The sequence below is a fragment of the Hyunsoonleella rubra genome (assembly GCF_042684665.1).
In the GTDB taxonomy this organism is placed as follows: domain Bacteria; phylum Bacteroidota; class Bacteroidia; order Flavobacteriales; family Flavobacteriaceae; genus Jejuia; species Jejuia rubra.
Window position 1 is genome coordinate 1 of record NZ_JBHULY010000034.1, and the last position, 12,413, is coordinate 12,413.

General features: G+C 39.0%; 9 protein-coding genes. 5 read left to right on the top strand and 4 right to left on the bottom strand.

What is annotated here, in order from left to right; genetic code table 11:
• Positions 1 to 127: 127 nt before the first annotated feature.
• The gene (locus ACFSR8_RS13150) at positions 128 to 391 is read right to left on the bottom strand and encodes a hypothetical protein (protein ID WP_380292757.1); all 264 of its coding nucleotides are present in this window, start codon (positions 389 to 391) and stop codon (positions 128 to 130) included.
• Between the two features lie 204 nt (positions 392 to 595).
• Positions 596 to 2,509: a molecular chaperone HtpG gene (gene htpG / locus ACFSR8_RS13155; protein WP_380292759.1), complete on the bottom strand. Its 1,914-nt coding sequence runs from the start codon at positions 2,507 to 2,509 to the stop codon at positions 596 to 598.
• Positions 2,510 to 2,977: 468 nt separating this feature from the next.
• Here htpG and ACFSR8_RS13160 point away from each other — a divergent pair, with 468 nt between their 5' ends.
• Positions 2,978 to 3,985 carry a 3-oxoacyl-ACP synthase III family protein gene (locus ACFSR8_RS13160; protein WP_380292761.1) on the top strand — a complete coding sequence of 336 codons (1,008 nt, stop codon included), beginning with the start codon at positions 2,978 to 2,980 and terminating at the stop codon, positions 3,983 to 3,985.
• A 736-nt stretch (positions 3,986 to 4,721) separates the two neighbouring features.
• On the opposite strand, the gene ACFSR8_RS13165 is transcribed toward ACFSR8_RS13160, so the two are convergent.
• A complete protein-coding gene (locus tag ACFSR8_RS13165) occupies positions 4,722 to 7,199 on the bottom strand; it encodes an outer membrane beta-barrel protein (protein ID WP_380292763.1) in 2,478 nt (825 codons plus the stop codon).
• Between the two features lie 153 nt (positions 7,200 to 7,352).
• On the opposite strand from ACFSR8_RS13165, the gene ACFSR8_RS13170 reads away from it, so the two are divergent.
• Positions 7,353 to 7,715 (top strand): CoA-binding protein, encoded by a 363-nt coding sequence (locus ACFSR8_RS13170; RefSeq protein ID WP_380292765.1) that lies wholly within the window; start codon positions 7,353 to 7,355, stop codon positions 7,713 to 7,715.
• Here the strand turns inward: ACFSR8_RS13170 and ACFSR8_RS13175 are convergent.
• Positions 7,686 to 9,134 (bottom strand): sodium:solute symporter, encoded by a 1,449-nt coding sequence (locus tag ACFSR8_RS13175; protein WP_380292767.1) that lies wholly within the window; start codon positions 9,132 to 9,134, stop codon positions 7,686 to 7,688. The two genes, ACFSR8_RS13170 and ACFSR8_RS13175, sit on opposite strands and share 30 nt — an antisense overlap.
• A 100-nt stretch (positions 9,135 to 9,234) precedes the next feature.
• Here ACFSR8_RS13175 and recR point away from each other — a divergent pair, with 100 nt between their 5' ends.
• The 3 genes from recR (at position 9,235) to ACFSR8_RS13190 (ending at position 12,375) form a co-directional block, all read left to right on the top strand.
• On the top strand, positions 9,235 to 9,852 hold the full coding sequence (gene recR / locus ACFSR8_RS13180; protein ID WP_380292769.1) for a recombination mediator RecR: 618 nt from the start codon (positions 9,235 to 9,237) through the stop codon (positions 9,850 to 9,852).
• Positions 9,853 to 9,862: 10 nt separating this feature from the next.
• Complete coding sequence (locus ACFSR8_RS13185; protein WP_380292772.1) at positions 9,863 to 10,960, top strand: glycosyltransferase family 2 protein; 1,098 nt, start codon at positions 9,863 to 9,865, stop codon at positions 10,958 to 10,960.
• A gap of 89 nt (positions 10,961 to 11,049) precedes the next feature.
• Positions 11,050 to 12,375 carry a dihydrolipoamide acetyltransferase family protein gene (locus ACFSR8_RS13190; RefSeq protein ID WP_380292774.1) on the top strand — a complete coding sequence of 442 codons (1,326 nt, stop codon included), beginning with the start codon at positions 11,050 to 11,052 and terminating at the stop codon, positions 12,373 to 12,375.
• The last annotated feature ends 38 nt before the right edge of the window (positions 12,376 to 12,413 follow it).

Sequence of the window (12,413 nt, forward strand, 5' to 3'; positions counted from 1 at the left end):
TTGTCTTTGATAGAAATATCAACAATATTAAAACTAGCATTATTTAAAATGCACAACGGGTTATAAATATCTTTTTATAATGCATTTTCGATTATAATTAACTATTGTTTGAAGTTGAGTTCAATTTTTATATTCTACCTTCAGTTATATCATTGACAATTATAATTAGTTCGTTTACTTTATCATATGTTTTTTGGTCGTTCTCCTCAAGCGTCGCAAAATTCGCCTCAATCTTTTTAGTCAATTCGTTATTGTTTTCCATAAAGGAACTGATAGCTTTATTTGATTTAATTGAGTTCTCTAAATTGATTTCATGATTTTTTTCCAATGTTTCGAGCCTTTTTCGCAGTGATTCGATTTGATTTTCTAAAGCTTTTATTTTTTCTTCCATGTTTATAATTTATATCAGTTCCGCAATGAATGGCAACTCGGAGATAAGCTTGCGTTTTAATGAAGTTTATCGAATGTTAAACGAAGTTCTTTATTTTTTCTGACAAAATCAAGTTTCCAAAAAAAAACCACCCTGCTCTCACAAAGTGGTTTTAGATTTATGTAGGATGAGATGCTGAATCAAGTTCAGCATGACAAAAATTGTTTATTTTATCATATCATAACTACGTTTGATAAAATTCGTCAATTCCTCACCTTTCAATAACCCTTGAGACAAACGTGCCAAATCCAAACTTTGGTTGATCAAACGCTCCTGCTTTTTACGGGTTTTGGTATTTAGAATTTCACCAACCAATTCGGAATTGGTATTCACCACCAAATTGTACATCTCCGGCATATTGCCCATACCGAACATGCCACCTCCACCTCCGGTTTGTTGCATCTCCTTCATACGGCGCATAAACTCGGGTTGGGTAATGATAAACGGCGAAGCATTGCTATCCATAGCTTCCAGTTGTACCATGAATTTTTCGGACGGAATCACTTCTTTTAATAGCTCATCCAAAGTCTTCTTTTGGTCCTCGTCCAATTTGGAAACTGTGGTGTCGTCTTTCTTGATAAGGTTATCAATATGATCCCCATCCACACGCGCAAAAGATATATTTTCCTTTGTGGTTTCCAATTTTTGAATCAAGTGCGAAACGATTGGGGAATCCAACAACAACACCTCATAACCTTTATCTTTTACCGTTTGGATATAACTGTGTTGCTCATCTTTATCCGAAGCATACAAAATCACCAGCTTATCGTCCTTATCGGTTTGTTTCGCCTTGATTTTATTGAACAATTCCTCGTAAGTATAAAAGGTGCCGTCAACCGTTGGGTACAACGCAAAAGCATCTGCTTTTTCAAAGAATTTTTCTTCAGAAAGCATTCCGTATTCAATCACGATTTTAATATCGTTCCATTTGGCTTCAAAATCCTCACGGCTGTTATTGAACAACGATTTCAATTTATCCGCCACTTTGCGAGTGATGTACGACGAAATCTTCTTCACCGCACCATCGGCCTGTAAATACGAACGTGACACGTTCAAAGGAATATCCGGTGAATCGATAACCCCGCGAAGCATGGTCAAAAACTCAGGAACAATCCCCTCAACATTATCCGTAACAAACACCTGATTTTGATACAATTGGATTTTATCCTTTTGCATTTGCATATCGTTGCTCAACTTTGGGAAATACAAAATTCCCGTTAAGTTAAACGGATAATCCACATTCAAATGGATATTAAACAACGGCTCCTCAAACTGCATAGGGTACAGTTCACGGTAAAAATTGCTGTAATCCTCATCCTTTAAATCCGTTGGCTGTTTCGTCCAAGCAGGAGTAGGATTGTTGATAATATCGTCAACCGTAATTTTTCTATGAGGCTCCGTAGTTTCCTTGCCGTCTTTGTCAGTAATCGTCTGAGGTTCATGCTCTGGGTCATTGATTTCCTTAGTGCCGAATTTAATCGGAATCGGCATAAACTTGTTGTACTTGTTCAACAACTCGCGAATACGAGATTCCTCAAGGAATTCCTTTTCATCATCAGAAATATGCAAAATAATTTCCGTACCGCGTTCCGTTTTCTCAGCAGGCTCCAAAGTAAACTCGGGCGAGCCGTCACAAGTCCAATGCGCTCCAGGCTCATCCTTAAAAGATTTGGTAATGATTTCCACCTTGTCCGCCACCATAAAAGCTGAGTAAAACCCTAAGCCAAAATGGCCGATAATGCCAGCATCTTTGGCCGAATCCTTGTATTTATCCAAAAACTCCTCCGCACCAGAAAATGCTACTTCGTTGATGTATTTTTCAACCTCCTCAGCCGTCATCCCCAAACCTTGGTCAATCACGTGCAGTTTCTGGTTGTCCTTGTCAATTTTAACCTCAATTTGCGGGTTGCCGTACTCCACTTTCGCCTCGCCAACATTCGTCAGGTGTTTCAGCTTCAAAGTCGCGTCCGTAGCATTACTGATCAGCTCACGAAGAAAAATTTCGTGGTCGCTGTACAAAAACTTTTTAATCAACGGAAAGATATTCTCTACCGATACATTAATGTTTCCTTTTGTCATGATATATCTATTTTATTCAATGGTTTTCTTGGTTGAGCATAGGACAAAAAAAGTACCAAGACAACAAATATGACAAACTGACACTATTTTAAAAGAAAGAAATTTTTATTTGGGCGCCTGCCTGCCGGAAGGTAGGTTCCCCTCAATGATTTTTTGGGCGTTCCCCTCGATGTCAACTTCAAAAGTTTTATGTCACTATCGTCCTCGGGTCGGGCTATCCGTTCCAAGTCCTCGCGCCCTTTTAGTGGGGCGCTGTGGGCTTTCCTCTACTATCCCTAACGCAGCCCACCCGCCAACAACAGTCAAAACCCCAAAGCACGAGTTTGTCAGCTACCATTTTTTTTGCAATTTGGAGTTTAGTCCCGATAGCTAATGGGATTGGAATTTGGAATTTGCAAATCATTTGGAATTTGTCCTGTTGGCTATCACGATAATTTCGTATTTTGGTTTAAACAAAAACTTGGGGATATGTACAATTCAAGAATAACCGGACTTGGCAAATATGTGCCAGACAATGTGGTGACCAATCACGACCTGTCAAAACTAATGGACACCAGCGACGAATGGATTCAAGAACGCACAGGAATTGTAGAACGACGCTGGATTCCCGAAAATTCTGAAGATACCTCCGCCGTCATGGGGGCAAAGGCCGCCCGAATAGCCATTGAGCGTGCGGGCTTAACCAAGGATGACATCGATTTTATCGTTTTCGCCACCCTGAGCCCCGACTATTATTTCCCAGGTTGCGGAGTACAAATTCAAGATATGTTGGACATGCCGACCATTGGTGCATTAGATATCCGAAATCAATGTACGGGATTTGTGTATGCCGTGTCCGTTGCCGACCAATTCATCAAAACTGGGATGTACAAAAATATTTTGGTGATCGGTTCGGAATACCACTCCGGCGGTTTGGAAAAATCTACTCGGGGTCGTGGCGTCACCGTTATTTTTGGCGATGGTGCAGGTGCCGCGGTCATGAGCCGAACCGAAGATAATTCAAAAGGCGTTTTATCCTCCCATTTACATTCCGAAGGAAAATACGCCGAAGAACTAACCGTTCTGGGTCCAAGCATAAAACATTGGGTGCCAGAAATTTTGGAAAAGAACGATCCCGACGATACTTCATACTATCCGTATATGAACGGCACCTTCGTATTCAAACATGCCGTGGTACGATTCAGCGAGGCGATAGTCGAAGGTCTGAAAGCTAATAATTTACGAAAAGAGGATATCGATATTCTGATTCCACACCAAGCCAATTTAAGGATTTCCCAATTTATCCAAAAGAAGTTTGGTCTTCAGGACGACCAAGTGTATAACAACATTCAAAAATACGGAAATACTACTGCGGCTTCCGTGATTATTGCCTTAACCGAAGCCTGGGAGGAAGGAAAGATTAATGAAGGAGATACTGTGGTTTTGGCCGCTTTTGGGAGTGGCTTTACTTGGGGTAGTGTTATTATGAGGTGGTGACAAGTGGCTGTCTAAAAAGTCAATTTTTTGTCAACCTGAACTTGTTTCAGGTTCTAATGGTAATAAAAAATCAACATCTTGAGATTCTGAAATAAATTCAGAATGACAGATCGACTTACTTTTCAGAAAGCCTCTTTTTTTATGAAAATTTTATCGATTTCCATGGATTCCTGCTTCCAAAGGAATGAAAAATCAAAAACCCGAAACCATATTTTAACATACAGTTTCGGGTTTTCTTATGCCATTAACCAATCCAACTTCAATTAACACAAATTTTGAATTTGAAAGCGAAGCCTTTATGCTTTTGTCAGATGATAATAGCAAAATATTTATTTTACAATAATGCCATCTGTTGTTTCCTAAACAAAACTCGAAATACAAAGATTTCGAGTTTTAACCGTTTAACGAATTGTTTTTTAAAAGCGACTAACTCAAATAATTATTAAATCGGTTTTTGGTTATTTAAATTAACGTTTTTCGGTGAAAATTATTGTTGGATATTCTAAATTTTAACAATTTTAACATATTAATAAGCACAGTTACAACTACTTGCGACGTGATTTGCAGATTTATCCGATAAACCAAAAGGGTATCGACTGTCACAGGCTTATGTGTTCTCGCTCTGACCGTGTCTTTTTTGTCCAAAAGCAAAACCCCAAAGATTGCTCTTTGGGGTTTTTATTCAATAACCTGATAAAACACTAACCATCAACTATTTTCAGATTATTAAATTCTTTTATAGGAAGCCGCCGCTTCCAGATTTTGTATTGTCGTCACGTTGTTTTCTTCTTAAGGCTCTATATTTACCGCCACCGAATCTATATGAGAGTGCCACATTCCAAGTGTTGCTTTCCCAGTTAAACTGACCTCGGCTAGGGAATGGTGAAACGGCTTCGAATTCAAAATTCATACTATTGAAAATATCACTGTAGTTAAAGCTGAATGTAGCCCTGTTGTCTTCCAAGAAGCTATAGCGCATGCCGGTATTTACCATCACCATGGGTTTTCTAGTAAATTGTATGCCTTTTTCCTCTCCACGGTACATGGCAAATAAAGAAAAACTTAGTTTTTTTGAAGCTTTAAAATTGTTGAACAGGCGCAGGTTCCACACAACGTTATCAACAACGGTCGTATTCGTTTTAATGTCATCTAGTGTGGCATCTTCAATGGGGACATCAATAAATTCGGTAATACCTGTTTGTTCCTGTGAGTATAAATCAAAACTTCCGTTCAAACTCCACCATTTTGTAGGGCGATAGTTGCTTGACAGCTCAATACCGAAAGCTGTTGTGTTGTCAAAATTATCGTATGAAAGAATAACGTTTCCTGAGGTAATATCTGTCCTGTCAATACGTACATATCTATTAATGTTGTCTTCGATGATTCTGAAAAATACGCCTCCGGTGATGCTGCCACCCTTTAATTTTCGGGTGTAATTCGCTTCGATGGAATTGGTGAATTGAGGTTGCAATCTCGTATTTCCAAAGGACGACACTCTTGGTGTGCTCCATTCCCGGATGGGATTCACCTGTTGTAACCCTGGCCTGTCTACACGACGGCTGGCACTGATTTGATAGGTGTTTTTTTCAGAGGCCTCGTAGCTCACAAATACTGAGGGATATACCTGAAAATAATCATTTTCAAAAGGAATCAATTCATTGGTGCCATCAGCAAAAAGCCTTAAGGCTTCAGCGTCCTCAGTTACAGATTCTAATCGTGCGCCAATTTGGTAGCTCCATTTTTCAAACTTTTTGCTATACGTAGCATATGCTGAGTAAATATCTCGGTTATATTCAAAATCCGTGCTAGGGGTTGGAATAATTGTGCCCTGTTCAGAAAAACTTTGTCCTGTAGACATATAATCTACTTCGGAGCTAAACAATCGTGCCTCTAGCCCCAATTCCAATTTTGATTCTTTCTGTAATGGTTTAACATAATCCACGTTGATAGTGGTTTGGTCCCTATTTGTGTCTACAAAATCCCTGAAGTCTGGAGGAAAGGTAAAGTTCACAAAATCAAATGTGGCATCTTCGTCATTGACAAAGTCGTTATAATCTATTTCGATGTCCAGCGTTTCGTCCTCATTTGCAAATTCGTGTTTATAAACCAAATTGTATTGACTGGAGGTGTTCTCGCTAATATTGCCAAATAACTGCCTTTGCATTAAAGAAGGGTAGGTAATAAAGGTGTCTCCGAAACCAGCACCCTCAAACGTGTTTTGGTTGGTGAAAACTGAAATGGTATTCTTGTCGTCCATGTAAAAGTCAACGCCGAATTTATATAAATGGGATTGGTTATTGTTTCCAAATTTAAAATCTTGAAAGGAATCATCATCAAGCCTGTCTACGAAGCCAAAATTGTCATACTTCCCAATATTGTTACCATAATTACCGTAAAAATTGAACTTTCCGTTGCGGTAGTTCATGTCGATGGAGCTGTTGAATTTGGCGAAAATCTCTTTGGTGACCCCAACGTTTAAATTACCGTTAAACCCGATCTGAGTGTTTTTATGCAGTTTTATGTTGATGATACCGCTCATGCCCTCAGGATTGTATTTTGCAGAAGGGTTGGTGATTAATTCAATAGATTTTATTGAAGTGGAAGGGATTTGTCTCAACAATTGGGCAACGGGTACATTGCTTAATTTGCCATCCACCATCACGCGTACGTTTTCATTGCCCCGCAAACTGATATTGCCTGTTTGCTGATCCACATTTACAGATGGGAGATTGTTCATAATATCACTTGCCGTAGCGCCAGCAGTAGTCAAGTCTTTTCCAACGGTAATTACTTTTCGATCCACTTTCTGCTGAATGGTGGAAACCTCCGCAACAACCGTAACTTCTTCAAGGCTTTCCAGTTCTTCTTCAAGATAAATATCTCCTAAATTAACGTTATAATCGCCCCTTTTCAGCGTAACAGATCTGTTATAAGTTTTGTAGCCAATATATTGAATGCTGACGGTTACTTTGCTCTCTTCTATTTTTTCAATTTTAAAAGAACCGTCATCTAAGGTGATGCCCCCGGTTAAAGTTTCCCCAGTGTTATTTTTAATGATAACGTTTACATAGGGTAAGGGTTGCTTCAGTCTTGCGTCCAATACTGTTCCTGAAATGGTGCCTCTTTTGGCCTCCCCGGTTTCCGGTGGGGTGTTAAGGGCTGTCAAAGGTGAAATAGCGAAAAGAAACAGCCCTAGAAAAACGAAATTTTTCATTGTGATTGATTAGTTTGATTGATGATTAGCAACTAAATTGCTCAACAAAGAGACGTTTCTTTAGGGATTATGTTACTCTTTTTAACAAAAAATTATACCTTTTTAACATATAGGGGTAGTAGGATTTAATGAAATTTGAATAAAGAACTGATAATGCGTAATAAAACATTAGTGTTTGGGGCATCACTAAAGCCCAATAGATATTCCAATTATGCCATTCAAAGATTGGTGGCCAACGCTATTGAAGTGGTGGCTTTTGGATTGAAAAAAGGCGAGGTAGAAGGTGTTGAAATACAAACTGAGTTAATGGAATACGATGATATCCATACGGTAACCTTATACTTGAATGCAAAACGTCAAAGGGAATATTACGATTATATTGTGTCCTTAAAACCTGAGCGTGTCATCTTCAACCCTGGAACCGAAAATCCAGAATTCTATCGGGTTTTAAAAGAAAACAATATTTCTTTTCAGCCTGCCTGTACGCTAGTTTTGCTTGCGACGAATCAGTATTAAACCAAGGAAGGTAAGCAGGCCATTGATGATTAATATTTCAAAACCAATTTGATAACCGTTCAATAAATCCACCGAATAGGCATTAATGAAATAGGACACGATTGGCGCTAAAATAGCAATTATCCAAACATATTTATCCTTTATATGCGCCTTTGTAAAAATGCCAAAAGCAAACAAGCCTAAAAGTGGGCCGTAGGTGTAGCCGGCGGCTTTAAACAATTCCCAAATAACGGACACATCCTTAAAAATCAAGTCGAATAATAGTATCACCACAACCAATAAAATGCTCACGAAAACATGGGTGGTTTTCCGTACTTTTTTTTGTTTCTCAGTTGGTTTTTTGTCCAGTTCAATAATGTCGATGCAAAACGAAGTGGTTAAAGACGTTAAAGCTGAATCAGCACTGGAATAGGCTGCCGCAATCAGCCCCAATAAAAAGAAGGCTGAGGTTAAAACTCCAATTTCAGGAAGCATGGCAATGGTTGGGAACAGGTCATCTTTTTTCGCTGTTATGCCATGTTGTTGGGCATACTGGGTTAACAAAAGGCCAAGTGCCAAGAATAAAATGTTGACAAAAATCAAGACCACACTAAAGGAGATCATGTTTTTTTGAGCCTCTTTCAGATTCTTACAAGTGAGGTTTTTTTGCATCATATCCTGGTCAAGTCCCGTCATGGTGATGGTAATAAACATGCCCGCCAAAAAGCTTTTTATGAAATATTGCGCATCATTCACATCGTCACAAAAGAATGTTTTGCTTAGTGGACTTTCCTTTACATTCGAATAAATTTCTGAAATACCATTCAAATCTAATGCAGAGGCCAAAAATACAATGGTGACTACTACCGAGATCAACATAAAAAGTGTCTGCAACGTATCCGTAAAAATGATGGTTTTAATACCGCCTTTAAAGGTATAAAGCCAAATGAGTGCTATCGTGATAATAACGGTCACAAAAAATGGAATTTCAAATTGATTGAACACCAAAAGTTGTAATACTTTAGCTACTAAAAACAATCGAAATGCGGCACCTACTGTCCTAGAGATTAAAAACGCGATAGATCCTGTTTTATAGCTCACATTGCCAAACCTGTCCTTTAAATAGCTGTAAATTGAAATAAGATTCAGCTTATAATACAAGGGCAAAAGCACGTAGGCAATCACCAAATACCCAAAAAAATACCCAAAAACGACCTGTAAATACCCAAATTGTTTGGCCTCAACCGCACCGGGTACAGATATAAAAGTCACCCCCGAGAGCGAAGCCCCAATCATCCCGAAGGCCACCAAATACCAAGGTGCAGATTTGTTTGCTTTAAAAAAGGCATCGTTGGAATCTTCCTTTCCCGTGAAGTAGGAGATTAAAATCAAAATGATAAAATAAGCACCGATTAATAGAAGAATAGATGTTGGAGACATTGGTAATGAAACTTTAATATTTTCGAAAATAACCTTTTTTCTAAACTCTAACAGCTCGGCGGTCTATTTTCTATAAAAGAAAATCCCTAATTTCGCAGATATGGAATTTTCCTCAAAATTATTGGAGAATGCGGTCAACGAAATGTCGCAATTGCCGGGTATTGGTAAGCGAACTGCATTGCGTTTGGTGCTTCACATGCTCAGGCAACCCGCAACCCAAACAAATGCTTTATCCCAAGCTTTGATGCAAATGAGAACGGGGATAAAATTCTGTAAATCCTGCCATAATATTAGTGATGTGGATGTTTGCGAGATTTGCGCCAATCCCAATAGGGATGAAAGTGTGATTTGCGTGGTGGAGGACATTCGGGATGTGATGGCCATTGAAAATACCAGCTCTTTCAAAGGGCTGTACCATGTGTTGGGAGGGAAAATTTCGCCTATTGATGGTATTGGCCCACATGATTTGAATATTGTGTCTTTAGTGGAAAAAGTGAAGCTAGGAGGTGTGAAAGAAATTATTTTTGCGTTGAGCTCAACCATGGAGGGTGACACCACCAATTTTTATATTTTCAAACAGATTCAAGATTTTGATGTGGCGACGTCCACTATCGCAAGAGGCATTTCTGTGGGGGACGAACTGGAATATACCGACGAAATCACCCTCGGACGAAGTATATTAAATCGGGTGCCGTTTGAATCATCCTTAAAACTTTAACTATCTTTTTTTGAAACTTTCCGTAGTTATACTCAACTATAATGTGCGCTACTTTTTGGAACTCTGTTTAAAAAGTGTGCAGGAGGCCATTACAGATTTGGATGCGGAAATTATTGTGGTAGACAATAAGTCACCGGATGACAGTTGTACTATGGTCAAGCAATTATTTCCGAAAGTAAAACTGATTAAAAATGCTGAAAACCATGGTTTTTCAAAAGGAAATAATATTGGAGTCGAAGTGGCAAAAGGCGAATATATCTGTATTTTGAATCCGGACACTGTGGTTCCTGAAGATATATTCAGAACGATGCTTTCGTTTTGTGAAACACGTGAAAATTTAGGGGCCGTTGGTTGTAAATTGATAGATGGCACGGGCAGTTTTTTACCGGAAAGCAAACGGAACATTCCAATGGTGAATGTGGCTTTAAAAAAGTTGTTGGGCAATTCAAAACGTTATTATGCCAATCATTTAGGTGAAAATGATACAGGTAAAGTGGACATTTTGGTTGGTGCGTTCATGTTTTTAAAACGAAAGGTGTATTTGGAAGTTGGTGGTTTTGACGAGGATTATTTTATGTATGGTGAAGATATTGATTTGTCTTACAGTCTGTTGAAGGCCGGGTATCAAAATTACTATTTTGGAGAAGCTCCCGTTCTGCATTTTAAAGGGGAAAGTACCTTGAGGGATAAAAAGTATTCTGAACGTTTTTATGGAGCCATGCAAATTTTTTACAAAAAGCATTTTAAAAAGAATTTATTGTTTGATGCCCTAGTGGGTATGGGAGTGAGGGTAGTTCCGTTTCTAAAGGGAAAAGATTCGAATGGAGGGCAACAGCCGTTGCGCTATATTCTTCTTTCTGATAAAAAGAATAAAGGATTGGATGCTGTTTTGCCCAAAGAAACGGAAGTCAGGTCTGAAATTGGTAATTTTGAACCAGGAACGGAATTAATTTTTGATAATAACAAGTTGACTTTTAGTGATATACTGAAAACAATGGAAGCCAATACCAATAATAGGGGCTTTACGTTTAAAATTTGGCCCAAAAATTCTAACTTTATTGTGGGAAGCAATAGTGCTTCGGGAAGGGGGGAGGTTGTTACCTTTTAAAAGGTTTTGTTGTGTATAATTTAAAAAAATTGGCGATTTTTAGTTAATTTTGCAATCGAAATAAAAAATATAGGCTTTAATTTAAAGAAATGGCAAAGTTTGAATTGACGTTACCGAAAATGGGAGAGAGTGTTGCGGAAGCAACCATCACATCGTGGCTAAAGGATGTGGGCGACACCATCGAATTGGATGAGGCTGTTTTGGAAATTGCCACGGATAAAGTGGACAGCGAAGTACCAAGCGAGGTTGAAGGTGTTTTGTTGGAAAGGCGCTTTGAAGTGGATGATGTTGTTCAAGTTGGGCAAGTATTGGCTGTTATTGAAATAGAGGGTGATGATGTGCCTATTACTGAAACTCAAGAGGTTTCAAATGAAGCCCCTGAAGAAGCGGTGACCCAGCTTACCGAGCGTGTTGAAATTGCCAAAACAGAAGTGAGTGCCTCTGCGCCAACTATTTCGAGCAATGAGCGTTTTTATTCCCCATTGGTTAAAAATATTGCCAAGCAAGAAGGTATTTCTCAGGAGGAATTGGATGCTATTCCTGGTACTGGAAAAGAGGGAAGGGTGACTAAAAATGACATTCTTGCGTATATAGAAAATGGAGGAAAAGAAGTTGTTAAAGTTGATCCAGCACCGCAAAAAGAAGCCCCAGCTCAACCTATAAAGGAAGCTCCAAAACCTCAAGCTAAACCTGTTGTGGTAAGTGGCGAGGATGAAATTATTGAAATGACTCGCATGGGGAAATTAATTTCCCAGCACATGACGGACTCGTTGCAAACTTCTGCCCACGTGCAAAGTTTTATTGAAGCCGATGTTACTAAAATCTGGAATTGGCGCAACAAAGTAAAAGGGGCTTTTGAAAAACGAGAAGGCGAAAAGCTGACGTTTACGCCTATTTTTATGGAAGCTGTTGCTAAAGCCCTGCGTGATTATCCGTTGTTGAATATTTCGGTAGACGGCGATAAAATCATCAAAAAGAAAAACATAAATATTGGTATGGCTACAGCCTTGGGCGATGGTAATTTGATTGTGCCAGTCATCAAAAATGCAGACCAATTGAACTTGGTTGGGATGACCAAACAGGTAAATGATTTGGCCAATCGCGCAAGGAATAATGCTTTAAATCCAGACGATATTAAAGGTGGTACTTACACGGTTACCAATGTTGGGTCTTTTGGAAGTATTATGGGCACGCCCATTATTAATCAGCCCCAAGTCGGGATTTTGGCTTTAGGAGCGATTCGAAAAGTGCCTGCGGTAATTGAAACCTCCGAAGGTGATTTTATTGGTATCCGATACCGTATGTTCTTATCCCATTCCTATGACCACCGTGTGGTAAACGGTGCTTTGGGAGGCATGTTTGTTAAGGCCGTAAAGGATTATTTGGAGGCTTGGGATATTAATCGGGAGATATAATCAAAATTTAAATAACATCGAAACCCGACCAATGTGGT